The sequence below is a fragment of the Agrococcus terreus genome (genome assembly GCF_014645235.1).
GTDB lineage: Bacteria > Actinomycetota > Actinomycetes > Actinomycetales > Microbacteriaceae > Agrococcus > Agrococcus terreus.
Window position 1 is genome coordinate 1,983,434 of record NZ_BMLM01000001.1, and the last position, 26,784, is coordinate 2,010,217.

28 protein-coding genes and 1 tRNA gene are annotated in these 26,784 nt (G+C 71.6%); 9 read left to right on the top strand and 20 right to left on the bottom strand.

Annotated elements, in window-relative coordinates:
- Nucleotides 1-77: 77 nt before the first annotated feature.
- Nucleotides 78-812: a GIY-YIG nuclease family protein gene (locus IEW90_RS09625; RefSeq protein WP_229679584.1), complete on the top strand. Its 735-nt coding sequence runs from the start codon at nt 78-80 to the stop codon at nt 810-812.
- A 21-nt stretch (nt 813-833) separates the two neighbouring features.
- Here the strand turns inward: IEW90_RS09625 and IEW90_RS09630 are convergent, their stop codons facing one another.
- Both IEW90_RS09630 and IEW90_RS09635 read right to left on the bottom strand, forming a co-directional pair.
- Complete coding sequence (locus IEW90_RS09630; protein ID WP_188717918.1) at nt 834-2,810, bottom strand: ATP-binding protein; 1,977 nt, start codon at nt 2,808-2,810, stop codon at nt 834-836.
- Between the two features lie 42 nt (nt 2,811-2,852).
- Nucleotides 2,853-3,131, bottom strand: a complete 279-nt coding sequence (locus tag IEW90_RS09635; protein WP_188717919.1) for a hypothetical protein — start codon at nt 3,129-3,131, stop codon at nt 2,853-2,855.
- A gap of 103 nt (nt 3,132-3,234) precedes the next feature.
- Between IEW90_RS09635 and IEW90_RS09640 the strand changes: the two genes are divergently transcribed.
- The 4 genes from IEW90_RS09640 (at nt 3,235) to IEW90_RS09655 (ending at nt 5,481) form a co-directional block, all read left to right on the top strand.
- Entirely contained in the window at nt 3,235-3,549 is a 315-nt protein-coding gene (locus IEW90_RS09640; protein ID WP_188717920.1) for a hypothetical protein, read from the top strand.
- 212 nt (nt 3,550-3,761) lie between these two features.
- Nucleotides 3,762-4,265, top strand: a complete 504-nt coding sequence (locus IEW90_RS09645; protein WP_188717921.1) for a hypothetical protein — start codon at nt 3,762-3,764, stop codon at nt 4,263-4,265.
- A gap of 24 nt (nt 4,266-4,289) precedes the next feature.
- Nucleotides 4,290-4,844 carry a GIY-YIG nuclease family protein gene (locus IEW90_RS09650; protein ID WP_188717922.1) on the top strand — a complete coding sequence of 185 codons (555 nt, stop codon included), beginning with the start codon at nt 4,290-4,292 and terminating at the stop codon, nt 4,842-4,844.
- A 175-nt stretch (nt 4,845-5,019) separates the two neighbouring features.
- Complete coding sequence (locus IEW90_RS09655; RefSeq protein ID WP_188717923.1) at nt 5,020-5,481, top strand: hypothetical protein; 462 nt, start codon at nt 5,020-5,022, stop codon at nt 5,479-5,481.
- On the opposite strand, the gene IEW90_RS09660 is transcribed toward IEW90_RS09655, so the two are convergent.
- The 7 genes from IEW90_RS09660 to IEW90_RS09690 all read right to left on the bottom strand — a co-directional run bounded on the left by IEW90_RS09660 (nt 5,447) and on the right by IEW90_RS09690 (nt 12,725).
- Nucleotides 5,447-5,520, bottom strand: a tRNA-Pro gene (locus tag IEW90_RS09660). The genes IEW90_RS09655 and IEW90_RS09660 overlap by 35 nt on opposite strands.
- A gap of 190 nt (nt 5,521-5,710) precedes the next feature.
- On the bottom strand, nt 5,711-7,198 hold the full coding sequence (locus tag IEW90_RS09665) for a S10 family peptidase (protein ID WP_229679585.1): 1,488 nt from the start codon (nt 7,196-7,198) through the stop codon (nt 5,711-5,713).
- Nucleotides 7,199-7,252: 54 nt separating this feature from the next.
- Nucleotides 7,253-8,449: an acetyl-CoA C-acetyltransferase gene (locus IEW90_RS09670; protein ID WP_188717924.1), complete on the bottom strand. Its 1,197-nt coding sequence runs from the start codon at nt 8,447-8,449 to the stop codon at nt 7,253-7,255.
- A gap of 3 nt (nt 8,450-8,452) precedes the next feature.
- Nucleotides 8,453-9,706 (bottom strand): amidohydrolase family protein, encoded by a 1,254-nt coding sequence (locus IEW90_RS09675; RefSeq protein ID WP_188717925.1) that lies wholly within the window; start codon nt 9,704-9,706, stop codon nt 8,453-8,455.
- Entirely contained in the window at nt 9,703-10,179 is a 477-nt protein-coding gene (locus tag IEW90_RS09680; RefSeq protein WP_188717926.1) for an FBP domain-containing protein, read from the bottom strand. The genes IEW90_RS09675 and IEW90_RS09680 overlap by 4 nt, the downstream gene beginning before the upstream one ends.
- Nucleotides 10,180-10,356: 177 nt before the next feature.
- Nucleotides 10,357-11,811, bottom strand: a complete 1,455-nt coding sequence (locus IEW90_RS09685; protein ID WP_188717927.1) for a glyceraldehyde-3-phosphate dehydrogenase — start codon at nt 11,809-11,811, stop codon at nt 10,357-10,359.
- Nucleotides 11,812-11,927: 116 nt separating this feature from the next.
- Nucleotides 11,928-12,725 carry a siderophore-interacting protein gene (locus IEW90_RS09690; RefSeq protein WP_188717928.1) on the bottom strand — a complete coding sequence of 266 codons (798 nt, stop codon included), beginning with the start codon at nt 12,723-12,725 and terminating at the stop codon, nt 11,928-11,930.
- Nucleotides 12,726-12,928: 203 nt separating this feature from the next.
- Here IEW90_RS09690 and IEW90_RS09695 point away from each other — a divergent pair, with 203 nt between their 5' ends.
- From IEW90_RS09695 to IEW90_RS09705, 3 genes are read left to right on the top strand one after another with little or no spacing between them, the layout of a single operon-like run.
- On the top strand, nt 12,929-14,200 hold the full coding sequence (locus IEW90_RS09695) for an MFS transporter (protein ID WP_188717929.1): 1,272 nt from the start codon (nt 12,929-12,931) through the stop codon (nt 14,198-14,200).
- A gap of 57 nt (nt 14,201-14,257) precedes the next feature.
- The gene (pdxY, locus tag IEW90_RS09700) at nt 14,258-15,109 is read left to right on the top strand and encodes a pyridoxal kinase PdxY (protein WP_188717930.1); all 852 of its coding nucleotides are present in this window, start codon (nt 14,258-14,260) and stop codon (nt 15,107-15,109) included.
- Between the two features lie 16 nt (nt 15,110-15,125).
- Nucleotides 15,126-16,118 carry a RelA/SpoT-related domain-containing protein gene (locus IEW90_RS09705; protein WP_188717931.1) on the top strand — a complete coding sequence of 331 codons (993 nt, stop codon included), beginning with the start codon at nt 15,126-15,128 and terminating at the stop codon, nt 16,116-16,118.
- A gap of 85 nt (nt 16,119-16,203) precedes the next feature.
- Here the strand turns inward: IEW90_RS09705 and der are convergent, their stop codons facing one another.
- The 8 genes from der to IEW90_RS09745 form a co-directional block, all read right to left on the bottom strand.
- A complete protein-coding gene (der, locus tag IEW90_RS09710; RefSeq protein ID WP_188717932.1) occupies nt 16,204-17,748 on the bottom strand; it encodes a ribosome biogenesis GTPase Der in 1,545 nt (514 codons plus the stop codon).
- Nucleotides 17,741-18,406: a (d)CMP kinase gene (gene cmk, locus IEW90_RS09715; RefSeq protein ID WP_188717933.1), complete on the bottom strand. Its 666-nt coding sequence runs from the start codon at nt 18,404-18,406 to the stop codon at nt 17,741-17,743. The genes der and cmk overlap by 8 nt, the downstream gene beginning before the upstream one ends.
- Complete coding sequence (locus IEW90_RS09720; protein WP_188717934.1) at nt 18,403-19,482, bottom strand: prephenate dehydrogenase; 1,080 nt, start codon at nt 19,480-19,482, stop codon at nt 18,403-18,405. The genes cmk and IEW90_RS09720 overlap by 4 nt, the downstream gene beginning before the upstream one ends.
- 10 nt (nt 19,483-19,492) lie before the next feature.
- Nucleotides 19,493-20,251, bottom strand: coding sequence for a pseudouridine synthase (locus IEW90_RS09725; protein WP_188717935.1), 759 nt, complete (start codon nt 20,249-20,251; stop codon nt 19,493-19,495).
- Complete coding sequence (gene scpB / locus IEW90_RS09730) at nt 20,248-20,850, bottom strand: SMC-Scp complex subunit ScpB (RefSeq protein ID WP_373284747.1); 603 nt, start codon at nt 20,848-20,850, stop codon at nt 20,248-20,250. Before scpB ends, IEW90_RS09725 begins: the two co-directional genes overlap by 4 nt.
- Nucleotides 20,837-21,694, bottom strand: coding sequence for a segregation and condensation protein A (locus tag IEW90_RS09735; protein ID WP_188717937.1), 858 nt, complete (start codon nt 21,692-21,694; stop codon nt 20,837-20,839). Before IEW90_RS09735 ends, scpB begins: the two co-directional genes overlap by 14 nt.
- Nucleotides 21,678-22,526 (bottom strand): ParA family protein, encoded by an 849-nt coding sequence (locus IEW90_RS09740; RefSeq protein WP_188718115.1) that lies wholly within the window; start codon nt 22,524-22,526, stop codon nt 21,678-21,680. Before IEW90_RS09740 ends, IEW90_RS09735 begins: the two co-directional genes overlap by 17 nt.
- A gap of 140 nt (nt 22,527-22,666) precedes the next feature.
- A complete protein-coding gene (locus tag IEW90_RS09745; protein ID WP_188717938.1) occupies nt 22,667-23,050 on the bottom strand; it encodes a VOC family protein in 384 nt (127 codons plus the stop codon).
- Between the two features lie 56 nt (nt 23,051-23,106).
- Here IEW90_RS09745 and IEW90_RS09750 point away from each other — a divergent pair, with 56 nt between their 5' ends.
- The gene (locus IEW90_RS09750) at nt 23,107-23,544 is read left to right on the top strand and encodes a GNAT family N-acetyltransferase (RefSeq protein ID WP_188717939.1); all 438 of its coding nucleotides are present in this window, start codon (nt 23,107-23,109) and stop codon (nt 23,542-23,544) included.
- Between the two features lie 30 nt (nt 23,545-23,574).
- Here IEW90_RS09750 and xerD read toward each other — a convergent pair whose 3' ends face one another.
- Genes xerD through pyrG form a run of 3 tightly spaced genes read right to left on the bottom strand, consistent with a single transcriptional unit; the run spans nt 23,575 to nt 26,778 of the window.
- Nucleotides 23,575-24,486 (bottom strand): site-specific tyrosine recombinase XerD, encoded by a 912-nt coding sequence (xerD, locus tag IEW90_RS09755; RefSeq protein WP_188717940.1) that lies wholly within the window; start codon nt 24,484-24,486, stop codon nt 23,575-23,577.
- 16 nt (nt 24,487-24,502) lie between these two features.
- Nucleotides 24,503-25,123, bottom strand: coding sequence for an NUDIX domain-containing protein (locus tag IEW90_RS09760; RefSeq protein ID WP_188717941.1), 621 nt, complete (start codon nt 25,121-25,123; stop codon nt 24,503-24,505).
- A complete protein-coding gene (gene pyrG, locus IEW90_RS09765; RefSeq protein ID WP_188718116.1) occupies nt 25,123-26,778 on the bottom strand; it encodes a CTP synthase in 1,656 nt (551 codons plus the stop codon). The genes IEW90_RS09760 and pyrG overlap by 1 nt, the downstream gene beginning before the upstream one ends.
- Nucleotides 26,779-26,784 lie beyond the last annotated feature (6 nt).

Consider the following 26,784-nt stretch of genomic DNA (forward strand, 5'->3'; position numbering starts at 1 on the left):
TGGCTCTGACTCTCGGCCCGCTCCTCATCGACGCCGGTATCGACCCCACACAGGCGCTCGTCATCCGCCACGCCTTCGTGACCGAGCCGGAAGAGAGCGGGCTGCAGGGACTGCACGCGGACTCCACCGACGCCGAGATCATGTCCTATACGGCGACACAATCCTCGGACACGAGACGGTTCCCTGCGGCGCCGCCGCGATTCTGGGTGGTGTTCATCAAGGAGGGCGGAGACCAGGCGCGGTTCTGGTCTGTGGTGGAGAACCGCGGCCAGATCGCTTACGACGACATCCGGCGTGCCTTCGACGTCGTCGAGTCCGATCACATGGCCGACCTTCGCAAGCAGCTCGTGATTGGGTGGAAGTCGCCACGAACCTGGCGGATGAACGCCAGCACGGCGGCGAGCTATCCGGTGATCGGCATTGCAGACGCCGAGCCGATTGCGTTCCCCGGCTTCGATCGCCTCGTCCTAAGCCATGTCCAGCTACAGGCGGTGATGCGCGAGCATCGCTACGCCTCGTGGCGTACCGCGCTCTCCTCGGTGGTCGGGATCTGCCTAATCACCGACACATCCGACGGCAGGCACTATGTCGGCAAGGCCGACGGCGCCGAGAGTGTTCGACAGCGCTGGAACGCCTACGCGACCAACGGGCACGGCGGCAACGTCGAGCTTCGTCGCGTCGACCCCAAGAACTTCCGGTTCTCGCTACTCCAAGTCTTCGATCCATCCACGCCGACGCGAGACCTCGACGCGGCCGAGGGCCACTTCAAGGACGCGCTCGACAGCCGCCGTGACGGGCTGAATCGGAATTGAGCCCGGATTCGCCTCTCTCTACTATGCGGTGTTGCCGGGCTCGTCCTCGGTGGCCAGACCTTCCGGAATCATCTCGGCATACTGCTCCCGAATGAAGGCCAAGCCCTCGGCGAGTGACGGGTCGAACTCGAGCGAGTTCGTCACGAACTCCAAGCGACGCTTGTTCTCGTCGATGATGTCCCGCCAACGTCGCACGTAGGCGCGAACCGCTGGACGCCCCGGCTTCTTGTCGGGCTCAAACACCAACCCAAGTTCTCGGTCGGATCCGATGATCGAGTTGTCCATGACCCCGTCGTAGTCCGTGACGACAAGGATGAATTCCCACACGGAGCGATCGCTCGCAAACGCTGCGTTGTCGACGACGACATTGATGTAGTCCTCGATCTGGTTGCGCTCAACGCGGCCTGCGGTGATGTCAGGTGCCTTCAGCTCGACCACGAGGTGGCGGATCCGGTCGTGCTCCTTCGCCTTCACTGCGAGATGGAGATCGATGCGGCCCGTCTTGCCGTCCCAGCGCTTGACCGGCTCAACCTTGCCGTCCGGGAGCCCTTCGAGCTTGAGGTGGGTACGCAGCATCTGCGTCAGCCCTCGCTCGCTGTTCATGAAGTGGTACTCCTCGCCAAAGATCCAGAGCTCGTGCTCCAGGAACTTGTGGAGGTGGTCGCGTTCGCCGACCTTCTTCGAGTCCTCGGGATCGAACAGCAAGTGCTCAAGGCCGGCGAGGAACTTGCTGCGGCTAGTGACGAGGTTGGCGCTTCGGATCACACCCGCGAGCGACGTCTCGCTCAGCAGCTTGGTAAGCGCCTTTCGGTCCTGCTCGCTGAGGGCCACGAACTCGCTGACGAGGACCGCCAGGTTCTCGGGATCGGTCTTCAACGCATCGCGCAACAGGTTGAGGGTGAGTTGCGCCCCGTCCTTGCGCTTCGGAATCTGGGGTACCAGCGCACTCGACACGATGTCGAAGACGGCGCGCTCCGCCTTGTCGGCCTCGGTCGCAGGCTCATCCTTGTAGGGATAGATGCCCTTGTTCTTCCACTCGTCGATCTGGTCTCGTCGACGAGCGCGACGACGCGCGGCGAAGTGGTCTTTCACCGCCGTTCGAGTCGCGCGCCAGACCGCACCGGCCGGGTCGGGAGCCATGTCGCCAAGACCGAGGTCGGCGAGCGATTCCGTGTCGAAACCGGGCCAGGTGACATAAGCCGAGTACGCCGCCTGCGCTTCGATCTCCGATCCGGAGGCCTCCACCACGAACCTCTCGGCGTCCTCGCCGAAGTAGATCGCTCGGTGCTTGCCGGTGCGCCATTCAATGATGCGGATCGACACGACAGCATCACTGTCGCTGTCGAGCACCGCGGTCACGGTCGTGTCGTCGAGGATCTCGTCGGCGGGGTCCAGCTTGGCGCCATCGACGATGACGGTGAGGGAGTCATCGTTGAGCAGGACAGGCGCGAAGTGCGAGGTGAGCACCGTCAGCGTCGAGTCGCTGATGAGCGAATTCAGGCTGCGGTCCTGCTCGTTCAGCGCGGTGACGATCGTGCCCGTAGTGGTGGCGGCTGACGGCTGGGCGTCCCAGCTGAATGGCTCTGCGCGTTCCTTCGCACCCTCGATGACCACGCGCTCACGTTCGCCCGCGGTGTTGACGCTTTCGCTCGCCCACGTCACGCGGGATCCAAGCGCGAACGCACGAAGACGGCCTTCACCGAGCTTGCCGTGGAGTCCGCGCTTATCGTTCTTCGACCGTGCAGCGAGTGCCTTCCATGAGCCACCGATACGACCGAATGTCGCCTGCACTTCGTCGGAGGTAATGCCATGGCCGTCGTCCTCAACCGTCACGCTCTCGATGGCGTCCATGTTGGAGCGGGCCAGCGCGACACGGACGGTATTCGCCTCGGCATCAATCGCATTCCAGACGAGCTCGACGACAGCGCGAACGGGGTCGCGCTCGCGCGCCAGACGAGTGACGAGGTCACCGCCGGCGGAAAGTGGAAGGTCCCTCACCAGACTCACTGTAGGGCCCGTGTTCATCTCGAGCCCATCGACTCAGTCCGGAAACGGGGGCTCGTCGCCCCACATGCCGGAGGCGCCGCGGTTGCCTGCACCGCTCCCTCCACGGTTCACCGAGACAGAAGGACTAGAGATTCGAGCGGAGTGCGTCGAACGGTAGACGACCCGCTCCCCCACGATGGTGCCGGCGTAGCGACCCGACGGATCGAAGACGTAGTCGCCCTTGATCTTGCCCACGTACGTTCCCGAGCGCGCAAACAACTTGTCACCGCTGCGCCGAAGCGGGCGGCCATTCTTCGTGTAGAGGTCTGCCACGTCATCAGTGTGAGGGGGGCCTCCGACATCGAGAGGAGCGCCGGATGCCGAAGCTGACGAACGAGCAGAAGGCAGCGACAACCTCGGCAACTGGCCAGGCACGATGTACCTCACGCCGGAGCAGAAGGTCGAGTACGAGGCCGACCAGGCGAAGTACAAGGAGATGCATCCGAACTGCGACGCCCACCGCTGGAGCAAGTCGCGATCTCGCGCCACCCACTGCGGCTACTGCTGTCCGCCCATCCCGATGTCGCCGGAGCAGTACGAGAAGATCAGCAAGTTCCTCCTGGGCAGCCCCCGCCGTGAGGAAGAGCTCGACATCTGGGAGCACCCTCACCTGCGGGCACACCGTGGAGCAGAGCGTCCACCGCACAAATCAGCACCCGAGCTTCTCGACCGCCTGGTGTCCGGAGTGTGAGCTGAACCGTGGTGTCGTCAGTTCCGCGAAGACCGTCGAGGCCGCAGCGCGCAGCCGAGGCGAAACGCAAGCTCGAGGACCAGGTCGCTCGTGCCGAGCGCGAGCTCCGGGCAGAGAAGGCTGCTACGAACGCGCGAAAGAAGCTCAACGAACTGTGCGGGCGGGCCAGTAACGTCGAGAGCGGACGAACGCAGACCGCCAGATGGAGAACGATGACGCTCGACAACGAAAACGCAGTCGCGAAGGCGATCGGCGCGGAGACGCTCGACAACCTCACTGACGCGCAGGTGGTCGCGCTGGCTGAGCATCTGAGCGAGGCCACTCCCGAACTCCAGCTCCACCTGATCAAGACCAATCCGCAGCTCCAGGCATACGCCCTGCGGGCAGTGACCGCGGTCGAGGATGATCTCCGCACCACGCTCTCGGCGATAAACGAGAACAGTAAGCAGGCGTTCGAGGCGCTCGGCGAGACCCGCGACATCATTGCAGGGGAGCTAAACAAGCCCGACCTCAGTGACGACCGTTGGCGCTATCTCATCGACAAGCTGACGGACAACGAGGACAAGGCAAAAGCAGTCGCGGAGGAGACCAACCAACTGATCGCTGAGCAGTCCAACGCCGCACGCGGCGCGAAGCTGGCGATCGCGGCGATGCCTTACGTCGAGGTCGTGCTCCAGGTAGGCATCCGTCTCCTGATCAGCCGAGGCCGACTCTAGAGCGGTCGATCAGGACGTGACGAAGTGACCCCGACGCCGCCTGAGCTGCTCACTGACGGGTCGTTTCGCCCGGCCAGCGCTATTGACGAGGAAGTGCCGAATGAGTTCGGCATCTACGCGATTCGCCTTCGCGTGGGATCGTCGTTGTCCGAGCCGTTCGAGTCGCACCTGGCGTCGCGCCAATCCCGGCTCATCTACATCGGGAAGGCGACGTCGCTGTCGAAGCGAATGCTCGGCAACGAGCTTCGCGGCCGTGGCCACGGGACCTTCTTCCGCAGCATCGGCGCCGTGCTTGGCTACCGACCAGCAGGGGGATCTCTCGTCGGCAAGGCGAACCCGTACAACTTCAGCTTCGTGGCTGAGGACCGCGCGCGGATCGTGGCCTGGATCAACGAGCATCTCGAAGTGAGCTGGGCCGCACTCCCCCAGGCCGATGTTCGCGCGACGGAGAAGGCGCTCATCCTCGAGCACACGCCCTTGCTCAACCTGGAGAGCAACCCCGCAGCGCTCACCGAGCTCGACGCCCTCCGTGTCGAATGCCGCGCCATCGCCACAGGGTTGTCCACTCCCGCGTTGTGATTTCTACGTCGGCGAGCGTCTTGTCAGCATCGCGCTCATGGTTCATAGTCATGCGCAGATATGGCGCGAAAGGCATCACGCACCAGTTATGAACTATCGACCAACTCCTTCGACGAGTTGGAACTGACGTCGAAGCGCCGCGTCCTCCATCGTTGAGTTGCTCATCGTGATTGGGGTGATCGCGATCCTGGCGGCGATCACTGCGGTGGCCTACACGGGCATCCGTGATCGTGCTGCGCTCGCAGCGCTGCAGTCCGAGCTCTCCGGCCAAGCTCGTCAGCTCGCTGCTTACCGCACCCAGAACAACGACCAGTACCCTGCAACGCTTGCTGCCGCACGAACCGCTGGCACTGCGACGCGACCTACTCCTCGCGTTCTTCAGCAAGCTTCGGTCTACGACGACATCGAAGGAGTTCGGATCGATAGCGAGCGCACCGAGTTCAGCCGAACCCTCCACGAGTGGATTGCACAGCGCCGCCTCGCTGAAGCCGGCCACATCACCGGCAAAAAGAAGAGAGCCTCCCGCATTTCTGCGGAAGGCTCCCTTCCTTCGACCTCCATTGGCCTCAACGAGTCCAATGGTTTGAGCAACTCAATTTCGGTCGGGCTGACAGGATTTGAACCTGCGACCCCTTGACCCCCAGTCAAGTGCGCTACCAAGCTGCGCCACAGCCCGTCGACCTCGCGGCCCTGCTGCCCGGAGGCAACTAGAAGAGACTAGCGCATCCTGTGAGGGGTTCGGGCCGTGGCGGGGTGGTCTCGAGACGCGTGCCGACTGCGTCGGCGCGCTCCTCGACCAGCGAAGGGCGGGGTGGTCTCGAGACGCAGGTCGCCTGCGGCGGCCTGCTCATCGACCAGCGGAGAAGTCAGGACCGCCGGCGCACGAAGTCGGCCAGGTCGGCCGACTGCGCCACGCGCGAGGCTTCGTGCACGTACATCATGTGGCCGGCCTCGTAGTAGCGGTGCTCGAGGTTCGAGCGCAGCGACTCCGGGATCTGCAGGTGCGCCACAGAGTCCTCCGCGGCCGAGAACGGCGTCGCGCCGTCGAACCATCCGTAGGCCAGGTGCACCGCGAGGTGCGGGTTCTGCCGCATCGCGCGCGAGAGCCGGTCGATGACGTAGACGGGCGCGTTCTCGAACTCCTTGTAGCTCCAGTGCTCGATGACGCCCTTGCCGAACACGTGGTACGGCCCGGTGTCGCGCACGCCGAGGTCGTGGTGCAGGTAGTGCTGGTACGCCGCCGAGTACGGGCCGAGGATGGCGTCCATGGACGGGTCGGCGTCCATGTGCTCGGCGATGCCGCTCGCCGCGGGCCCCGTGAAGCGCGAGTCGAGGCGGCCGACGGTGAGTCCTTGGTCGCGCAGCAGCTCGCCGAAGTAGCGCCAGTGCTCGATGCGGAGGTCGGCGCGCGAGACGTAGTCCTCCGACAGGCCCGTCAGGCGCGCGACCGTCGCCACCGCCTCCGACCGCTCCTCGGCCGTCAAGCGTGCGCCGCGGGTCAGCGCGTAGGCGTAGTCGCGGGCGGCGTAGTCGCGCGCCTCGTCGACGACCTCCTCGAGCGAGCGCCCCTCGTGGAAGCCGTGCCGCCACGCGGTCGCCGCGTAGAACGGCAGGTACATCGCGTGCGCGCGGTCGCCGCTGCGCTCGAAGTTCGCGGTCGAGAAGTCGAGCACGCTCGAGATGAGCAGCAGCCCGTTGAGGTACATGCCCAGCTCCTCCTGCAGGTGCTGGGCGAGGCCGGCCGCGCGCGTCGTGCCGTATGACTCCCCCGCCAGGAACTTCGGGCTGAGCCACCGCCCCTCGGTGGTCGTCCACTGGCGGATGATCTCGGCGACCGACTCGATATCGGCGGTGAAGCCGTGGAAGTCCTTCGCCTTGCGGCCCTCGACGGGGCGCGAGCGGCCGGTCGAGACCGGGTCGATGAAGACGAGGTCCGAGACCGCGAGCAGCGACTCCGGGTTGTCCTCGACGCCGTACGGCGGCGGCAGCAGCTCGCCCGCGTCGCCCATGATGACGCGCTTCGGCCCGAGCGCGCCCATGTGCAGCCAGACGGATGCGGATCCGGGGCCGCCGTTGAAGGCGAAGGTCACGGGCCGCTCGCGCGGGTCGGCGCCGTCGAGCGTGTACGCCGTGAGCGCCACCTGCGCCCGAGCCTTCCGGCCGCGGTAGACGTGGTCCTCGACCTGCTCCTCCCACAGCACCACGCGGCCCGAGCGGGCCGTGTAGACGAGCTCGCCGTCGGGCGTCGCGAGCGTGTGGTGGGTCGTCACGAGCTCGTCGGCGACGTGCACCTCCTTCGCGGGCTCGGTGCTGTCGGGCTTCGGGCTGTCGTCGCTGCGCTGCGTCTCGGTCACCCGACCGACCCTAGCGATCCGGAACAGCGGATGGGTCCGGATGCTCCCTGAGCGTCAGACCCGCTCGAGCACCATCGCCGATGCCATGCCGCCGCCGACGCACAGCGTGACGAGCGCGTAGCGGCCGCCGCGCTCCTCGAGCGCGTCGAGCGCGGTGCCGACGAGCATGGCACCGGTCGCGCCGAGCGGGTGCCCGAGCGCGATGGCGCCGCCGTGCACGTTCGTGCGCGCAGGGTCCGCGCCCGTCTCGCGCAGCCAGTGGAGCACCACGGCGGCGAAGGCCTCGTTCACCTCGAAGACCTCGATGTCCGAGAGCGCGAGGCCCGCGCGCAGCAGTACGCGCTGCGTCGCGGCGACGGGCCCCGTGAGCATGAGCGCCGGGTCGGAGCCGACGGAGGTGGCGGCGACGATGCGGGCGCGCGGCGCGAGGCCGAGCGAGCGTGCCGCCGCGCCGGAGCCGACGACCACGAGTCCGGCGCCGTCGACGATGCCCGACGAGTTGCCGGCCGTGTGCACGTGCTCGATGCGGCCGATGCCCTGATGCCGGCGCAGCACCTCGGCGTCGAAGCCGGCCTCCCCGAACGCCGCGAAGGCCGGCTTCAGGCCCGCGAGCGCCTCGAGCGTCGTACCGGGCCGCAGGTGCTCGTCGCGCTCGAGCAGCACCGCCTCGTCGGCCCCGACGACCGGCACGATCGAGCGCGTGAACGCACCGGCCTCCCACGCCGCGGCCGCCCGCGCCTGCGACTCGACGGCGTACGCGTCGACGTCTCGGCCCGTCAGCCCGTGCATCGACGCGATCGCGTCGGCGCTCACGCCCTGCGGGATGAGGCTCCACGGCTCGAGCGCTGTCGGGTCGGTGGCGTACGGCCCGCCGTCCGAGCCGAGCGGCACGCGCGACATCGACTCCACGCCGCCCGCGACCACGAGGTCGTCGAAGCCGGCCGCGACGCGCGCCGCGGCCGTCGTCACGGCCTCGAGCCCGGAGGCGCAGTACCGGTTCACCTGCATGCCCGGCACCGCATCCGGCACCCCCGCCGCCTGCGCCGCGGCGCGCGCGAGCACGCCGCCCTGCTCCCCCACGGCCGAGACGGTGCCGAGCACGACGTCGTCGACGCGGCCGGGATCGACGCCGCGCGCCGGCAGCGCCTCGAGCAGCCCCGCGGCGAGCCGCACCGGGTGCACCTCGGCGAGCGAGCCCCCGCGGCGGCCGCGCGGGGTGCGCAGCGCGTCGAGCACGAAGGCGTCGGCCACGGTTCAGCCCTCGCGGCCGGATCGCGCCGTCAGGGCATGCGCCTCGTGCAGCAGCCGCCCGCCGCCGACCACCGCGAGCCGCGGCGGCACGCGCACGAGCGCGTCCATCGCGTGCTCGGCGTCGACGAGCACGATGTCGGCGCGCGCGCCGGGCACGAGGTCGTGCACCTCGCGGCCGACGAGCGGCGCCGCCGAGCGCGTCGCGACCTCCATCACCCGGTGCAGGTCGTCGTCGCGCACGATCGACGAGGCGCGCGCGAACTGCCACGCGATGCCGAGCGTGTCGCCCGTGCCGTAGGGGCTCCAGAGGTCGCGGATGCCGTCGGTGCCGAAGCCGAGGCCCACGCCCGCGGCGTCCAGCTCGGCGAGCGGCAGCTGCGGCAGCCGCAGCGGCGCGACGGTCGTCATGGTGATGCCGAGCTCGCCCATCGACTGCAGCAGGTCGCGCCTGCGTGCATCCGGCAGCTGCGCCACGGCGAAGCCGTGCGCCACGTTCACGCGGCCGGCGAGGCCGAGCCGCGCCGTGCGCTCGACGATGAGCTCGATCTGGAAGGCGCCGAGGTCGGCGGCGTCGTGCAGGTGGATGTCGATGCCGACCCCGTGCCGCTCGGCGATGGCGAAGATGCCGTCGAGCTGGCCGACGGGGTCCCGGTCGATGGAGGCGGGGTCGAGCCCGCCCACGTGGTCGGCGCCCGCGGCCGCCGCCTGGTCGAGCAGGTCGAGCACGCCCGGCCGGCGCAGCACGCCGTCCTGCGGGAACGCGACGATCGTCGCCTCGACCGCGCCGTCGTACGCGCCCACCGCCTCCCGCACCGCCTCGATGCCCGAGAGCCCGATGCCGAGGTCGACGTCGACGTGCGTGCGCAGTGCCGTCGTGCCCTGGCGCACGTGCGCGTCGAGCACGGCGGCCGTGCGCTCCACGCTCGGGATGCCCAGCTCGTCGCGCCGCGCGCGCTCGTGGCGGATGCGGCCGTCGGTGCCGCCCTCGCCGCCGTACGACTGCCACGGCAGGCCCATCCACGACTTGTCGACGTGGGCGTGCGCGTTCACGATCGACGGCAGCGCGAGCAGGCCGCGGCCGTCGAGCGAGCGCCCGCGCGGGTGCCCGTCGGGCGCAGGCTCCTCGAGCGCCGGCGCGCCGTGCACCTCGTGCGGCACGATCGCGGCGATGCGGTCGCCGTCGAGCACGATGTCGCTGCGCTCGCCGCCCCAGGGGCGGACGTCGCGGATGCGCGAGAGGCGCTCGAGCGCGCTCATGCGTCGCGCGCCGCGCGCTCGACGCGGGCCGTGAACGCGGCGACGCGCGCCTCGAGGCCCTCCGCACGCCATGCGACCCGCTCCGGGCTCACGAGGTGCGCGGGACCCGAACGGATGATGTGCGAGCACGCGAGGTCCTCGCAGATGTACGTGCCGACGCTGCTGCCGTCCTCGAGCCGGGCGCTGAACATCCGCACCTGCGTCGCCGGCTGCGTCGAGTGGCAGAGCGTGCACATCGCCGCGATGCCGGGGCGCAGCCCGCCGGGCGCGGAGCGCACGACGACGCCGACGAGCTCGTCGCCGCGCCAGTGCACGAGGTAGCCGAGCCGCGCTGCGCGCGCGTCGCGCCAGCCGAGGTACTCGCGCTCGGCCCAGATCGTCTCGTGGAGGCCCGGGATCGGCAGCTGCTCGAGCTCCCGGTCGGTCGCGTTCACGAAGCAGGCCCGCAGCTGCTCCTCGGTCACCTCGCGCATGCCGCCCCTCCCGTCGTGCCCTCGAGGCTAGCGGAGGCGCCCCGGGAAGAGGTCTGCCGCGGTCGGGCCTCCACCCAGGAGAGTCCCGACCGCGGCAAGCGGGGATCCGGCGATCGCCGGACGGGGATCTGCCGCCGTCGGGCCTCCACCCAGGAGAGTCCCGACGGCGGCAAGCTTTCAGACGGCCTGCAGCTGGCGCTGCTCCACGAGCTGGTCGGCCATGTGCTCGAGCACGCGCACCACCTGCGAGCTGTAGCCGTACTCGTTGTCGTACCAGACGTACAGCACGAGGTGGCGGCCGCTGGCGATCGTCGCGAGGCCGTCGACGATGCCGGCGCGGTTGTTGCCGACGAAGTCCGTCGAGACGACCTCGGCGGAGTCGGTGAAGTCGATCTGCGCGCGCAGGTCGCCGGTGAGCGAGGTGCGGCGGAGCAGCTCGTTGACCTCGTCGCGGTCGACGGCGCGGTCGAGCGAGAGGTTGAGGATGGCCATCGACACGTCGGGCGTGGGCACGCGGATCGCGTTGCCCGTCAGGCGGCCCTCGAGCTCGGGCAGCGCCTTCGAGACGGCCTTCGCGGCGCCGGTCTCGGTGAGCACCATGTTGAGCGCGGCGGAGCGGCCGCGGCGCGAGCCCTTGTGGAAGTTGTCGATGAGGTTCTGGTCGTTCGTGTACGAGTGGACCGTCTCGACGTGGCCGTGCTCGATGCCGTAGGCGTCGTTGACGACCTTCAGCACGGGCGTGATCGCGTTCGTCGTGCAGGAGGCGGCGGTGACGATGCGGTCGTCGGCCGCGATCGACTCGTGGTTGACGCCGAACACGACGTTCTTCAGCGGGCTCTTGCCGGGCGCCGTGAGCACGACGCGCGCGACGCCCGGGCACTGGAGGTGCTGGCCGAGGCCGGCCTCGTCGCGCCAGCGGCCCGTGTTGTCGACGACGATCGCGCGGTCGATGCCGTACGCGGTGTAGTCGATCGAGCTCGGGTCGTCGGAGTAGATGACCTGCACGAGCGTGCCGTTGGCGAGCAGCGTCGAGGCCTCGCGGTCGATCTCGATCGTGCCCTGGAACGCGCCGTGCACCGAGTCGCGGCGCAGCAGGCTCGCGCGCTTCTCGAGGTCGTCGTCGCCGCCGCGGCGGACGACGATGGCTCGCAGGCGGAGGCCCAGGCCGCTGCCCGCGTGGCCGATGAGGATGCGGGCGAGCAGGCGCCCGATGCGGCCGAAGCCGTAGAGCACGACGTCGGTCGGCTCGTCGCGCTGCCACGACGGGAGCTGCGCCACGTGCTCGCGCGCCCACGCCTCGAGGCCGGCCTCGGGCTCCTCCGACTGCGCGGCGCCGAGGATGCGGCCGAGGTCGAGCGAGATGCCGCGCACGTCGAGCGCGTCGACGACCCGGAGCACCTGGATGGAGTCCTCGATGCGCAGCGGCTGCTCGCCGACGCGGCGGGCCCAGCGGTGCGCCTTGAGGATCTCGATCGGCGACTGGTTCACGAGCTTCTTGCCGTGCACGTGCGTCACGACGTTCCGCTCGCGGTACAGCCTCCCGATGATCGGGATGGCGGACTCGGCGAGGGCGACGCGGTCGAGCCAGGCCTGGTGGGCGCTCTCGACGGCGGGAGACGATGCGTGGGGCACGTCTTCACCGTAGGCAGGTCTGGGAGCCTCCGGAGCCGGATCCGGCCGTCAGGAAGCGGCGCGGATCACGTGCGGGAAAGTTCGCCCGATCTTTCGATCGGGCGTCGCCGTCCCGATCAGGACACGTAGGCCTTGCCGAGCTTCCAGTAGCCGGTGAAGGTGATGCGGCGCTTGTCGATGCCGCGGTCGCGCACGAGGTGGCGGCGGGCGCCCGTCGCGAGCGACTGCTCGCCGGCGTTGTAGGCGTAGCCGAGCTCCCCTGGCAGCGTCAGGCCGCGGAGCTCCTCGAGCGCCGCCTGGCCCTCGCGCACCTCGCCGCGCTCGACCCAGCGGACGTCGACGCCGGCGGGGCGGCGGAAGTCCTGGATGTCGTCGCGGTGGCCGACCTCGATGACGGCGACGCCGCGCGCGTGCTCGTCGAGCGAGCCGCAGACGCCCGCGATCGCGGGGATGACCGACTCGTCGCCGACCATGAGCACGTCGCCCTCGAGGCCGTCGTCGTTGTAGAGCAGGCCCTCGTCGAGCAGCACGGCGCGCTCGCCGGCCTCGGCGCGGATGGCCCACGCGGCGCCGGGGCCCGGGTCCTCGTGGCAGACGAAGTCGATGTCGAGCTCGCCGTCGGCGATGCGGAAGTCGCGCACGGTGTAGTTGCGGATCCACGGGCGCTGGCTCTCGCGCATGGCGAGGTACTGCGGGAACCACGTCGCGGGGCTCTTCGGCACGCGCAGCTGCTCCTGGCCCTCGCGGCGCATGAAGAAGCGGAACCACTGGTCGTAGCCCTGCGGCGTCATGCCGACCACGTCCTCGCCGCCGAGGGTGACGCGGCGGATGTGCGGGGAGACCTGCTGGTTGCCCAGCACCTCGAGCTCGACGAATCGCGGGGCGACCGCCGCCTTGCGCTCGGGTCCGGCCATGCTCGCTCCTCCTGTGTCCTGGGGATGCGGCCCGCCGGTCGCCCGCGCGTCGCGCCGGTCAGGTGAGGCAAGCCTTACCTGACGAGCGTAGCAAGCGGAGCGGCCGACGCGCGACCCGAGGCTCGCCGCTCGAGCAGACCGGCCCCGACAGGGCCTGCCACGACCTGGCCCGATTCGCTCTGTACCGGTATTGTCTGATAGCGATGCAGCACCTCTCCCCGTCGCGACGCATGCTCGCGCTCTTCACGCTCGCGCTCGGCGGCTTCGGCATCGGCACCACCGAGTTCGCCACCATGGGCATCCTGCCCCTCGCCGCCGCCGACCTCGTGCCCGGCTACGCCGCGGATCCCGCCGTCGGGATCGCCCAGGCCGGCCACCTCATCACGGCCTACGCGCTCGGCGTCGTCGTCGGCGCGCCGACCGTCGCCGCGCTCGCGGCGCGCATGTCGCAGCGCACGCTCGTGCTGCTGCTCGTCGCCGCCTTCACGGTCGCCAACCTCGCATCCGGCCTCATGCCCTCGTTCGAGCTCACCGTCGCCGCGCGCTTCGTCGCCGCGATCCCGCACGGCGCCTACTTCGGCGTCGCCTCGCTGCTCGCCGCGCGCATCATGGGCCCGGGGCGCCAGGGCGCGGGCGTCGCGCTCGCCCTCTCGGGCCTCACGATCGCGAACGTCATCGGCGTGCCGCTCGGCACCTGGCTCGGCCAGGTCGCCGGCTGGCGCTGGACCTATGCGGCCGTCGCCGTCATCTTCGCCGTCACGCTGCTGCTCGCGTGGCTCGTGCTCCCGCGCGTGCAGGGCGACCCCACGCGCAGCGCCGCCAAGGAGCTGCTCGCCTTCCGCAACCCGCGGCTCTGGCTCATGATCGCCGTCGCCTGCATCGGCTTCGGCGGCTTCTTCGCCGTCTACTCGTACGCCGCCGAGCTGGTCACGCGCGCGGCGCTGCTGCCGGAGTCGGCGATCGCGTGGCTGCTCGCCACCATCGGCGTCGGCATGACGATCGGCAACGTCATCGGCGGCTGGGCCGCCGACCGGAGCCTGCGCCGCACGATCGTCGCCGGCTTCTCGGGCTTCCTCGTGGTGCTCGTGCTGTTCGCGCTGCTCGCCTCGAACCCGGTCGCGCTCTTCGCGCTCGCCTTCTTCGTGGGTCTCACGAGCTCGGTGCTCATCCCCACCATCCAGGCGCGCATCATCGGCATCGCGGGCGACGCCGAGCTGCTGGGCGCGGCCACGAACCACGCGGCGTTCAACGTGGGCAACGCGCTCGGCGCGGCGCTGGGCGGGGCCGTGATCGCCGGCGGCCTCGGCTACCTCGCGCCGGCGTGGGTCGGCGCGGCGATGGCCGGCATCGGCTTCGCCCTCGCCCTGTGGTCGATCGCCTCCGACCGCCGCGGCGCGCCCGACACCGCCTCCGTGCCCGTCGTCGCGACGGTCGCGGGCCCGACGACGGCGGGCATCCGGATCGTCGAGCGCTAGGCCGCGCCGACCCGGGTCCTGCTCGCCGCCGGCGCGCCGCGATGGGATGATCGACGGATGAGATTCCTGTCGATCCAGTCGCACGTCGCCTACGGCCACGTCGGCAACTCCGCCGCCGTCTTCCCGCTGCAGCGCATCGGGCACGAGGTCTGGCCGGTGCTCACCGTCAACTTCTCGAACCACACGGGCTACGGCTCGTGGGGCGGCCCGCTGATCCCCGCCGACGACGTGCGCGCGGTCGTGACGGGCATCGAGGACCGCGGCGTGCTCGGCACCGTCGACGGCGTGCTCTCTGGCTACCTCGGCGGCGAGGAGATCGTCGACGTCGTCATCGATGCCGTCTCGCGCGTCAAGGCCGCGAACCCGGGCGCGACGTACACGTGCGACCCCGTGATGGGCAACGCGAAGTCCGGCTGCTTCGTCTCGCCGGCCATCCCGCCGCTCATCAAGGAGCGCGCGCTCCCCCACGCCGACATCCTCACCCCGAACCAGTTCGAGCTCGGCTTCATGACCGACACCGAGCCTGACACCGTAGCCTCCACGCTCGACTCGGCCGACCGCGTCCGCGACCTCGGCCCTCGCACCGTCCTCGTCACGAGCGTGCTGCGACCCGACCGCGAGGCCGACACCATCGAGATGCTCGCCGTCGACGACGAGGGCGCGTGGATCGTGCAGACCCCGCTCCTGCCGTTCAAGGCCAACGGCTCGGGCGACGTGACGAGCGCCCTGTTCACGGCGCACTACCGCGAGACGGGATCCGCCGCCACGGCGCTCGAGCGCACCGCCTCCAGCGTCTACGACCTGCTCGAGGCGACCCTCGACTCCGGCGAGCGCGAGCTGCGGCTCGTGCAGGCGCAGGACGCGTTCGCGGACCCGCGGATGCAGTTCCAGGCGCGCCAGGTGCGCTGAGGCCCCGGAGCAGCGCGTGACCGCCACGAGCGCCGACCAGGGTGCGCGGCTCGAGGCCGCCGTCGCCGGCAGCTACGCGGCCCGACAGCCGCTGTGGGATGAGGCGCAGCGGCTCGTCGAGGCGTGGCTCCGGGCGCTCTGCGCGGAGGCGCTGCTCGGCCGCGACGAGGCGCGCCTCGACGTCGTGCCCGGCCGCATCAAGGAGCAGGACCGCACGACCGCCAAGCTGCGGCGGCTCATCGACGCGGGCGAGCCGTGGCCGCCGCCGGACGTGCCGCAGGAGCTCGCGGTCGAGGCCGCGGTCCGCGACGTCGTGGGCCTCAAGGTGCTCTGCAAGTCGGCCCGGGACCAGACGCTCTTCGACGAGCACCTCGCGACCCGGGACCGCCGCGCCGGCATCGCCGTGCTGCTGCGCAAGGACTACGTCACGACGCCCAAGCCGAGCGGCTACCGCGCGCTCCACTACGAGCTCGCGGTCGACGTGCCGGGCGCCGAGGAGCCCGTCGTCGTCGAGGTGCAGGTGAAGACGCGGCTGCAGGACGCGTGGAGCGAGCTGACCCACGAGGACCTCTACAAGCCCGGCGGCGCGCTGCGGGCCGGCGAGTTCCACCAGTCGATCGCCGAGACCATGGCGAACCTCCTCAGCGAGGTCGACCGGCTCGCGGGCACGCTCGCGAGCGAGATCGAGGCGACGCTCGAGACCCCCGCGCCGATCGAGGCCGCCGCCGCGGGCCAGGTCGCGTGGCAGACGCCGACCACCGTGCAGATCGTCTCGACGGGGCCGCGGTTCGCGCTCGCCGTCGACGAGACCGGTCAGCGCGGCCTCATCCGCGGCCAGAACGTGCGCTCGAGCGCCGGCGCCGAGGGCTTCGTCTCGGTGCAGGACTACCTCGAGGTCGGCATGACGCTCCGCGTGCAGGCGATCGAGGAGCGCGCGGGCGTCTTCTTCGTGCCGGCGGAGTCGCTCGTGCGGCTCGCGGACCGCGGCCGCGCGGACGGGGACGCCTAGCGGCGCTGCCGCTTCTCTCGCCCTCGGCCGAGACGGCCTCGGCGTGTGCGGGCAGGAGGTCCGAAAGGACCTCCTGCGGCAGCGGCTATCGCCGCTGCCTCTTCTCCCGCACACGCATGTTGACCTGGATGGGCGTGCCCTCGAAGCCGTAGTCCTCGCGCAGGCGGCGCGTGATGAAGCGGCGGTACTGCGGGTCGAGGAAGCCGGTCGTGAACAGCACGAAGGTCGGCGGTCGCGTGCCGGCCTGCGTCGCGAACAGGATGCGCGGCTGCTTGCCCGAGCGCAGCGGGTGCGGGTGCGCGGCCACGATCTCGGCGATGAACGCGTTGAGCTTGCCGGTGGGGATGCGGGTGTCCCACGACTCGAGGGCCAGCTCGAGCGCGGGCACGAGCTTCTCGAGGTGGCGGCCCGTACGGGCCGAGATGTTCACGCGCGGCGCCCAGTCGACGTGACCGAGGTCCTGCTCGATCTCGCGCTCCAGGTAGCGGCGGCGCTCGTCGTCCAGCAGGTCCCACTTGTTGAACGCGAGCACGAGCGCGCGCCCCGACTCGAGGACGAGGTCGACGATCCGCACGTCCTGCTCGGAGATCGGCTCCGTCACGTCGATGAGCACGACCGCGACCTCCGCCTTCTCGAGCGCGGCCTGCGTGCGCAGCGTCGCGTAGAAGTCGGCACCCTGCTGCAGGTGCACGCGGCGGCGGATGCCGGCCGTGTCGACGAAGCGCCAGATGCGGCCCGCGAGCTCGATCTGCTCGTCGACCGGGTCGCGCGTCGTGCCGGCGAGCTCGTTGACGACCACGCGCTCCTCGCCCGCGGCCTTGTTGAGCAGGCTCGACTTGCCGACGTTCGGGCGGCCGAGGATGGCGACGCGGCGGGGGCCGCCGATCTCCTCCTTCGCCACCTTCGAGACCTCGGGCAGCATCTCCATCGCCGCGTCGAGCAGGTCGGCGACGCCGCGGCCGTGGAGGGCGGAGACGGGGTGGGGCTCGCCGAGCCCGAGGCTCCACAGCGCAGCCGCCTCGAGGTCGTGGCGCGAGTCGTCCGACTTGTTGGCCACGAGGATCACCGGGCGGTCCGACTGGCGGAGCATGCGCACGACGTGCTCGTCGGTGGAGGTCGGGCCGACGTTCACGTCGACGACGAAGAGCACGGCGTCGGCGAGGTCGACGGCGATCTCGGCCTGCTGCGCGACCGAGCGGTCGATGCCGCGCGCATCCGGCTCCCAGCCGCCCGTGTCGACGAGCGTGAAGCGGCGGCCGAGCCACTCCGCCTTGTACGAGACGCGGTCGCGCGTGACGCCCGGCGTGTCCTCGACGACGGCCTCGCGGCGGCCGAGGATGCGGTTCACGAGCGCCGACTTGCCCACGTTCGGGCGGCCGACGATCGCGAGCACGGGCAGCGCCGGGAGCACCTGGTAGCCGCCCTCGTCGCCCTCGACCCCGTCGAGCAGGGCCGCGTCCTCGTCGTCGAGCTCGTAGTCGGCGAGGCCCGCGCGGAGCGCCGTGACGCGCGCCTCGTCGGTCTCGTCGTCCTCGAGCTGCTCGCGCGGCTCGGCGGGCAGCGCCTCGGCGGCGTCGAGCTCGTCGAGCTCGTCGAAGCCCTCGTCGGTGCGGTCGTTCTGGTCAGTCATGGTCCCTCGCTTCGGTGACGAGGCGCACGATGGCCTCGACCGTCTCGTCGAACGTCAGGTCGGTCGAGTCGACGACCGTCACGCCGGCGGCGGCGCTCAGGAAGTCGACGACCTTCGAGTCTGCCGCATCCCGCGCCGACAGGCGCGCGCCCACCGCGACCTCGTCGCCGCCGACGTCGCCGAAGCGGCGGCGGATGCGCACCTCCTCGGAGGCGGTGAGCAGCACGCGCACGTCGGCGTCGGGCGCGACGACGGTGGTGATGTCGCGGCCCTCGGCCACGATGCCGGGCTCCGCGTCGCGGATGAGCTCGCGGAAGCGCACGTTCACGGCCTCGCGGACGGCCGCGACGCGCGCGACGCCCGAGACGGCGCCCGAGACGGCCTCCGTGCGGATCGCCCGCGTGACGTCGTGCCCCGCGATCGCGACCCGCTCGCCCGAGGCGTCGACCGACAGCTCGAGCGTCGCGAGCGCGTCGAGCGCGCCGACGACGGTCGCCTCGTCGTCGGTCGAGCCGCCCCGCTCCCCCACGAGCCACGCGAGCGCGCGGTAGGCGGCGCCGGTGTCGAGGAAGCGGAACCCGAGCGCGCGAGCGACGGCGCGCGCGACGGACGACTTGCCGCTGCCCGCGGGGCCGTCGATGGCGACGACGGTGCTCACGCGACCACCTGCCAGCCCCGCTCCTCGAGCGCGTCGTGCAGCGGCCGCACGGCCTCGGGCAGCACCGTGATCTCGGCGACGCCGAACTGCGCGCCCTCGGCGTGGTCGAGGCGCACGTCCTCCAGGTTGACCTCGGCGTCGCCGATGTCGGCGAGCAGCCGCGCGAGCTGGCCGGGCCGGTCGTCGACGCGGATCTGCACGGGCACGTAGCGCGCGTGCGTGCCGTGCTTGCCGGGCAGGCGGCCGACGCCCTCGTTGCCGGCGGCGAGCGCGTCGGCGATCGCGCGGCGGCTGCCGGAGGCGTCCACGTCGTCGAGCGCGTCGACGACCGCCGCGAGGTCGCCCTGCAGGGCGCGGAGCTGCTCGACGACGGCGGGCGCGTTCGCGCCGAGGATCTGGATCCACAGGGCAGGGTCGGAGGCGGCGACGCGCGTGACGTCGCGCACGCCGCCGCCCGCGAGGCGCAGCGCCTCGTCGGGCGCGTCGGCGAGGCGCGCGGCCATGAGGCTCGAGACGAGCTGCGGCACGTGGCTCACGATGGCGACGGCGCGGTCGTGGTCCTCGGGGCTCGACTCGATCGGCACGGCGCCGAGGTCGAGGATGAGGTCGTCGACGAGGCTGCCGCGCGCGTACGAGATGCCGTCGTGGCCGGCGATGACCCACGGGCGGCCGACGAACAGGTCGCCGGAGCCCGCGAGCGCGCCGGAGCGCTCGCGGCCGGCCATCGGGTGCGAGCCGAGGTAGCGCGAGACGTCGGCGCCCATGGCGCGCAGCTCCTGGAGGGGCACGGCCTTCACCGACGCGACGTCGGTGACCACGGCCTCCGGGAAGGCGGCGAGCTCGGCGGCGACGACCTGCGCGGTGACGTCCGGCGGCACGGCGACGACGATGAGCTCGGGCGCGTCGCCGGGCTCGGCGGGCCGGCCGGCGCCGTAGTCGGCGGCGAGGCGCATCGCGGTGGGGCTCGCGTCGGCGAGCTGGACCTCCACGCCGCGGGCGGCGAGCCCGAGGCCGATGGAGGTGCCGAGGAGTCCGGTGCCGACGATCCGCACCGGACCGCGGAGTCGGTGGGTCACGGACGGCTCCTCATCTGCTGTCGGCGTCCGACCTCGCGAGGGTGAGGATGGCGCCGCGCTCCATCGTAGTGAGTTCGCGCATCGCACCCGACCGCAGGGTGCCCAGGTGCAGGGGGCCGAAGCTGCGGCGCACGAGCTCGACGACGGGGTGCCCGACGTGGTCGAGCATCCGTCGCACGATCCGGTTGCGGCCAGAGTGGAGCGTCAGCTCGACCATCGAGTGGCCCTGCGAGGGGCGGCCCACCAGCTTCGCGGCGTCGGCCCGGATCGGTCCGTCCTCGAGCTCGAAGCCGTCCAGCAGCCGCCGGATGGTGCGCTGCTCGACAGCGCCGCGCACCTTCGCGACGTACGTCTTCTCGACCCCGAACGAGGGGTGGGCGAGCACGTGCGCGAGCTCGCCGTCGTTCGTGAGCACGAGGAGGCCGGAGGTGTCGGCGTCGAGGCGACCGACGTTGTAGACCCGCTCCTCGATCTCGTCGGTGAAGCGGCGGAGGTCGGGCCGGCCCTGCTCGTCGGCCATCGTCGAGACGACGCCCGTCGGCTTGTTGAGCATGAGGTAGCGCTTCGTGGCGTCGAGCTGGATCGCGGTGCCGTCGACGCGCACGCGCGCCTCGGGGGTGATGCGGGTGCCGAGCTCGGTGACGATGCGGCCGTCGACCTCGATGCGGCCCTCGACGATCATCTGCTCGACGACGCGGCGGCTGGCGACGCCGGCGGCGGCGAGCACCTTCTGGAGGCGCTCGCCCTCGGCTGCAGCGGGGTTGGTCACAGTGCGGTCTCCTCCTCGCCGTCGGGCAGCAGCGGCGAGATCGGCGGCAGCTCGTCGAGCGAGTTCAGGCCCAGCTGCGTCAGCAGCAGCTCGGTCGTCTCGTAGTGGATGGCGCCGGTCTCGGCGTCGGCGAACGCCTCGCGCACGAGCCCGCGGCCGAGCAGCGTGCGCACGACGGAGTCGACGTTCACGGCGCGGATGGCCGCGACGGCGCCGCGCGTGATGGGCTGCTTGTAGGCGATGACGGCGAGCGTCTCGAGCGCCGCCTGCGACAGGCGCGTGGGCGTCTGCGTCAGCACGAAGTCGGCGGCGTCGACGTCGTAGGCCTCGCGCACGTAGATGCGCCAGCCTCCGCCGACCTCCCGCAGCTCGAAGCCGCGCTCGGGTCCGCCGCCCTCGCCGTCGTAGTCGCGGCGGAGCGCCTCGATCGCGGCCTTGACCTCCTTGACGGGCGCGCGCAGCGACGTCGCCAGGTGCACGGCGCCCTGCGGCTCGTCGGCGACCATGAGGATCGCCTCGATGCGCCGCTCGAGCTGCAGGTGCGAGCGGTCGGCGACGGGCGCCTCCTGCTCGGCCTCGGCGGTCTCATGCATGGTCATAGTCTGCCCCCAGCGCGACGAGGTCCTCGTCGCGGAACTCGTGGCCGGTCCAGCTGATCGAGAGCTCGCCGAGCGGCTCCACCTGCTCGAACGCGATCGCCGCGTGGCGGTAGAGCTCGAGCACGGCGAGGAAGCGCGCGACGATCACGCCGCGCGTCGCCTCGCCCGCGATGAGCTCGCGGAAGGTCGTCGTGCCCTTCGACCGCAGCGCCGCGACGATGTGCGCGGCCTGCTCGCGGATCGACACGAGCGGTGCGTGCAGGTGGCCGAGGCCGACGGTCGGGATCTCCTTCGGCGTGAGCGCGAGCAGCGCGAGCGCGGCGAAGTCGTCGGCCGAGAGCGTCCAGCGCAGCTCGGGCGTGCGCTGCCGGAAGCGGTCCTCGAGCCGCACCGAGCGCGGGTGGCGGCTCGTCTCGGCGCCGATCCGCTCGGCCATCCACTGCGCCGCCTGCTTGAAGGCGCGGTACTGCAGCAGCCGCGCGAAGAGCAGGTCACGGGCCTCGAGCAGCGCGACGTCCTCGCTGTCGACGACGTCGCCGGCCGGCAGCAGGGAGGCGATCTTGAGGTCGAGGAGGGTCGCGGCGACGACGATGAACTCGCTCGCCTGCTCGAGCTCCTGCTCGGTGTCGAGCGTGCGCACGTACGCGATGAACTCGTTCGTGACGCGGCCGAGCGCGATCTCGGTGACGTCCATCGAGCGGTTGCCGATGAGCGTCAGCAGCAGGTCGAAGGGGCCGTCGAAGTTGTCGAGCGCGAGGCGGAAGCCCCGCTGCTCCTCCCCCGCGCCCTCGGCGGCGGGCTCGGCCGGCGAGGGTGCCGCCCCGGCGTCAGGCGATGGCGCCACGGGCGATGAGCTCGCGCGCGAGCTGCCGGTACGTGTGCGCGGCCGCGTGCTCGGGCGCGAACTGCGTCACGGGCACGCCCGCGACCGAGGCGTCGGGGAACTTCACCGTGCGGCGGATGACCGTCTCGAGCACCGTCTCGCCGAACGCGTCGACGACGCGCTCCATCACCTCGCGCGCGTGGAGCGTGCGGGCGTCGTACATGGTCACGAGGATGCCGTCGAGCTCGAGCGCGGGGTTGAGGCGGTCCTGCACCTTGTCGATCGTCTCCTTGAGGAGCGCGACGCCGCGGAGGGCGAAGAACTCGCTCTCGAGCGGGATGAGCACGCCGTGCGCGGCCGTGAGCGCGTTCACGGTGAGGAGGCCGAGCGAGGGCTGGCAGTCGACGAGGATGAGGTCGTAGTCGTCGGCGACCTTGCGGAGCACGCGCGCGAGGATCTGCTCGCGGGCGACCTCGTTGACGAGGTGCACCTCGGCGGCCGAGAGATCGATGTTCGCGGGGATGACGTGGAGGCCCTCGACCGAGGTCTCCTGGATCGCGTCGCGCGGGTCGAGGCGCGGGTTCAGCAGCAGGTCGTAGATCGTCGTCGCGTCGTGGTTGTCGACGCCGAGGCCGGCCGAGAGCGCGCCCTGCGGGTCGAAGTCGACGGCGAGCACGCGGCGGCCGTACTCGGCCACTGCGGCGCCGAGGTTGATGGAGGTCGTCGTCTTGCCGACGCCGCCCTTCTGGTTGCACATCGTCACGATGCGCGCCGGGCCGTGGCTGCGCAGTGGCTTCGGCTCCGGGAAGTCGCGCAGGGGGCGACCGGTCGGCCCGAGGGTGGGCGCCTCCATGCCTGCCAGGGTGTCGTCGCGCGTGCTCACGTGCACGAGTCTAGGAACCCCCTCCGACGCCTCGCGGGAGGCGGGGCGGCGTGTATCTCAACCTCTGCTCGAGGGTCAGGGTTGCGCGTGCCCCGCTCAAGAGGCCTGCATCAGAGCGAGGCGTACAGGTCGACGCCGCTGCCGTCGGGATCGACGACGGTGGCGTAGTGCTGGCCCCAGGCCGCGTCCCACGGCTCCCGCTGCACGGCGTGGCCGAGCCCGCGCAGGCGCTCGACGAGCGCGTCGACCTCGGCCGGGCTGTCGCAGCGGAGCGCGAGCGTGTGGCTCTGCCCGGGCTGCCGCTGCCAGTCGGGGTCGAACGAGCGGATGGTCGCCTCGGTGTCCCACATGAGGCGCATGCCGCCGGCGAGCTCGACCTCGGCGTGCGGCGCGGCGTCGGCCTCGGCGGGGATCGCGAGCCCGAGCGCGCGGTAGAAGGCGAGCGTGGCCGGCAGGTCGCGCGCGACCATGCCGATGGCGTCGATCGAGGGCATGCCCCGACGCTAGCGCCGCCCGCCGACGGACGCGACGGAGGTGCGAGCATGGCGGCATGGCGGTCGAGGTGCGGCGGGCGGCGGATGCGGAGCTCGAGGCGGTCGCGCTGCTGCGCTGGCGCATGACGCGCGAGGGCGGCGGCGCGCTCGCGGCGGAGACGTCGGCGGAGGCCACGGCGTACGCCGACGAGGCCGCCGCCTGGGCGCGCGCCCACTCGGACAGCCACGTGCCGATCGTCGCGGTCGCCGACGGCGTGGTCGTGGGCATGGCCTGGCTCGCGATCCAGGCGCGCGTGCCGTTCGTCGTGCCGGGGCGGCGGGGCGCGGGCATCGGCCGGCGGCTCGCCGAGGCGGTGCTCGCCGAGGCGCGCGAGCGCGGCCTCGAGCACGTCACCGTGCACGCGAGCCGCGCGTCGATCCCCGTCTACGAGCGCGCGGGCTTCCGCGCGAACGACCGCGCCCTGTACGCCGACGGCGCGATCCCCGAAGGCTGAGCGACGAGCGTTGAGCTCCGAGGCGGCGGATCAGCGGGCCCGCGGGTGCGCGCTCGTGTACATGTCGCGGAGCGTGTCCGCCGTGACGTGCGTGTACAGCTGCGTCGTCGCGACCGAGGCGTGGCCGAGCAGCTCCTGCACCACGCGCACGTCGGCGCCGCCCTCGAGCAGGTGCGTCGCGAACGAGTGGCGGAACGTGTGCGGCGAGACGTGCGGCACCTCGGCCGCCTCAGCAACCCTCTGCACGACGTCCCACGCCGCCTGGCGCGTCAGCCGGCCGCCGCGCGCGCCGAGGAGCAGCGCCGGCCCTCCCCTGCCCTTCGCCGCGAGCCCGGGCCGGCCGCGCACGAGCCACACCTCGAGCGCCGCGCGGGCGTAGGAGCCGACGGGCACGAGCCGCTGCTTCGCGCCCTTGCCGGTGACGCGCACGAGGCCGAGCTCCTCGTCGCCCGTCGGCACGTCGTCGACGTCGAGGGCGACGAGCTCCGAGATGCGCGCGCCCGTCGCGTAGAGCAGCTCGAGCAGCGCCCGATCGCGCAGGCCCTGCGGGTCGTCGCCGCCCGCGCGCTCGAGCATCGCCTGCACCTGCGAGACCGAGATCGCCTTCGGCAGCCGCATCGGCTGCTTCGGGGGCCGCTGGTCGCGGGCCGGGTCGTCGGCGGCGATCCGCTCCTCGACGAGCCACCGGTGCAGCGCCTTCACGGCCGACAGGTGCCGGGCGACGGAGGATGCGGCGAGGCCTCGGTCGGCGAGCGCGGCCCGGTAGGCGGCGACGTCCTCGGGCGCGATCGCCACCGCATCCGCCACGCCCCGCGCCTCGAGCACCGCGACGTAGCCGGCCAGGTCGCGCCGGTACGCGGCGACGGTGTGGGGCGAGAGACCGCGCTCGATCGCGAGCTGGCGCAGCAGCCGCTCGACCGCGCGCGCCGGGGTGAGGGCCATGCTCAGCCCGCCGCCATCAGCGGTGCGCCGGGTGCCAGTCGAACGGCACGTCGACGGGATGCGCGGCGCGGCCCTCGGCGCGCATCGCGCGCAGCGCGAGCGCCGCCGCGAGCAGCGTCGCGTTGTGGAGTCGCATCGAGAGCGCCGCGTCGACGACGTCGGCGAGCGGCACCCAGCGGCGCTCCATCTCGGCCTCCTCGTCGGTGCGCGCGAACGCCTCCGGCGCATCCCGCACGCCGTCGGCGAGGTAGACGCGGATGACCTCGGTGGAGCCGCCGCCGGTGGTCGAGAGGTCGAGCAGCACCGACCAGCCGTCGGCGACGAGGTCGGCCTCCTCGGCGAGCTCGCGCTGCGCCGCCAGGAGCGGCTCCTCGCCCTCGACGTCGAGCAGGCCCGCAGGCAGCTCCCACAGGGTGCCGCCCGCCGGGTGGCGGTACTGGTGCACGAGCATGACCTCGTCGCGCTCGTTCACCGCGAGCACCGCGACGGCGCCCGGGTGCACGATGACCTCGCGCCGGATGCGGCTGCCGCCGAGCTCGAACTCCTGCGCCTCGACGTCCCAGATGCGCCCGTCGAACAGCCGCTCGCGCGCGAGCACGGGCCGCGCGCCGAGGTCGTCGGCGAACGCCGCGGGCATCAGGCGTCCTCGTCCTCGGTCTCGTCGAAGAGCTTCGAGGCGTTCTGGCGCTCGAGCGAGGCCTCGACGAGGCCGCGGAAGAGCGGGTGCGCGCGGTTCGGGCGGCTGCGGAGCTCGGGGTGCGCCTGCGTCGCGATGTAGAACGGGTGCGAGGGCAGCTCGACGTACTCGACGAGCGTGCCGTCGGGCGACGTGCCGCTGAACGCGAGGCCCGCCGCGGCGATCTGGTCGCGGTACTGGTTGTTCACCTCGTAGCGGTGGCGGTGGCGCTCGAACGAGACCGGCTCGCCGTAGAGCCGCTCGGCGAGCGACCCCTCGGCCAGCTTCGCCTCGTAGAGGCCCAGGCGCATCGTGCCGCCGAGGTCGCCGCCGTGGATGTGCTGCATCTGCTCGGCCATCGTCGCGATGACCGGCGCGGGCGTGCCCTCGTCGAACTCCGTCGACGACGCGCCCTCGATGCCGGCGAGGTTCCGCGCAGCCTCGATCACCATGCACTGGAGGCCGAGGCAGATGCCGAGCGTGGGGATCTCGTTCTCGCGCGTGAAGCGCAGGGCGCCGAGCTTGCCCTCGATCCCGCGGATGCCGAAGCCGCCGGGCACGATGACGCCGTCGAGGTCGCCGAGCGCCGACGCCGCGCCCTCGGGCGTCTGGCAGTCGTCGCTGGGCACCCAGCGGATCTCGACCTTGGTCTGGTTCGCGAAGCCGCCGGCCTTGAGCGCCTCCGTGACCGAGAGGTAGGCGTCGGGCAGGTCGATGTACTTGCCGACGAGGCCGATCGTCACCGTGTGCTTCGGGTGGTGCACGGCGTCGAGCACCGGCTGCCAGCGCGCCCACTCGACCTCGCCCGCGTCGAGGCGCAGCTGCTCGATGATGACCTCGTCGAGCCCCTGGCGGGTGAGCATCGAGGGGATGTCGTAGATCGAGGGCACGTCGATCGCGTTGACGACCGCGCGCTCCTCGACGTCGCACATGAGCGCGATCTTGCGGCGGTTCGACTCCGACACGGGGCGGTCGGAGCGCAGCACGAGCGCGTCGGGCTGGATGCCGATCGAGCGGAGCGTCGCGACCGAGTGCTGCGTGGGCTTCGTCTTCTGCTCGCCCGAGGCGCCGAGGAACGGCACGAGCGAGACGTGCACGAAGAACACGTTGCCGCGGCCGAGCTCGTGGCGCACCTGCCGGGCGGCCTCGATGAACGGCTGCGACTCGATGTCGCCGACGGTGCCGCCGATCTCGGTGATGATGACGTCGGGCTGCGGGTCCTGCTGCGACTGCAGGCGCATGCGGCGCTTGATCTCGTCGGAGATGTGCGGGATCACCTGCACGGTGTCGCCGAGGTACTCGCCGCGGCGCTCGCGCTCGATGACGCGCGAGTAGATCTGGCCGGTGGTGACGTTCGCGGCCTGCGAGAGGTTCACGTCGAGGAAGCGCTCGTAGTGGCCGATGTCGAGGTCCGTCTCGGCGCCGTCGTCGGTCACGAAGACCTCGCCGTGCTGGAACGGGTTCATCGTGCCCGGGTCGACGTTGAGGTACGGGTCGAGCTTCTGCATCACCACGTGCAGGCCGCGCGCGGTCAGCAGGTTGCCGAGCGAGGCGGCGGTGAGGCCCTTGCCGAGCGACGAGACGACGCCGCCGGTGACGAAGATCTGCTTGGTCACCTTCGC

What these genes read in the sequence shown, in the direction of transcription:
- IEW90_RS09640 (WP_188717920.1), top strand. Translation starts at nt 3,235, where the DNA reads ATGTACCTCACGCCGGAGCAGAAGGTCGAGTACGAGGCCGACCAGGCG.
- IEW90_RS09645 (WP_188717921.1), top strand. Translation starts at nt 3,762, where the DNA reads ATGACGCTCGACAACGAAAACGCAGTCGCGAAGGCGATCGGCGCGGAG.
- IEW90_RS09675 (WP_188717925.1), bottom strand. Translation starts at nt 9,706, where the DNA reads ATGAGCGCGCTCGAGCGCCTCTCGCGCATCCGCGACGTCCGCCCCTGG.
- IEW90_RS09680 (WP_188717926.1), bottom strand. Translation starts at nt 10,179, where the DNA reads ATGCGCGAGGTGACCGAGGAGCAGCTGCGGGCCTGCTTCGTGAACGCG.
- IEW90_RS09690 (WP_188717928.1), bottom strand. Translation starts at nt 12,725, where the DNA reads ATGGCCGGACCCGAGCGCAAGGCGGCGGTCGCCCCGCGATTCGTCGAG.
- IEW90_RS09695 (WP_188717929.1), top strand. Translation starts at nt 12,929, where the DNA reads ATGCAGCACCTCTCCCCGTCGCGACGCATGCTCGCGCTCTTCACGCTC.
- pdxY (WP_188717930.1), top strand. Translation starts at nt 14,258, where the DNA reads ATGAGATTCCTGTCGATCCAGTCGCACGTCGCCTACGGCCACGTCGGC.
- der (WP_188717932.1), bottom strand. Translation starts at nt 17,748, where the DNA reads ATGACTGACCAGAACGACCGCACCGACGAGGGCTTCGACGAGCTCGAC.
- scpB (WP_373284747.1), bottom strand. Translation starts at nt 20,850, where the DNA reads ATGACCATGCATGAGACCGCCGAGGCCGAGCAGGAGGCGCCCGTCGCC.
- IEW90_RS09740 (WP_188718115.1), bottom strand. Translation starts at nt 22,526, where the DNA reads ATGGAGGCGCCCACCCTCGGGCCGACCGGTCGCCCCCTGCGCGACTTC.
- IEW90_RS09745 (WP_188717938.1), bottom strand. Translation starts at nt 23,050, where the DNA reads ATGCCCTCGATCGACGCCATCGGCATGGTCGCGCGCGACCTGCCGGCC.
- IEW90_RS09750 (WP_188717939.1), top strand. Translation starts at nt 23,107, where the DNA reads ATGGCGGTCGAGGTGCGGCGGGCGGCGGATGCGGAGCTCGAGGCGGTC.
- xerD (WP_188717940.1), bottom strand. Translation starts at nt 24,486, where the DNA reads ATGGCCCTCACCCCGGCGCGCGCGGTCGAGCGGCTGCTGCGCCAGCTC.
- IEW90_RS09760 (WP_188717941.1), bottom strand. Translation starts at nt 25,123, where the DNA reads ATGCCCGCGGCGTTCGCCGACGACCTCGGCGCGCGGCCCGTGCTCGCG.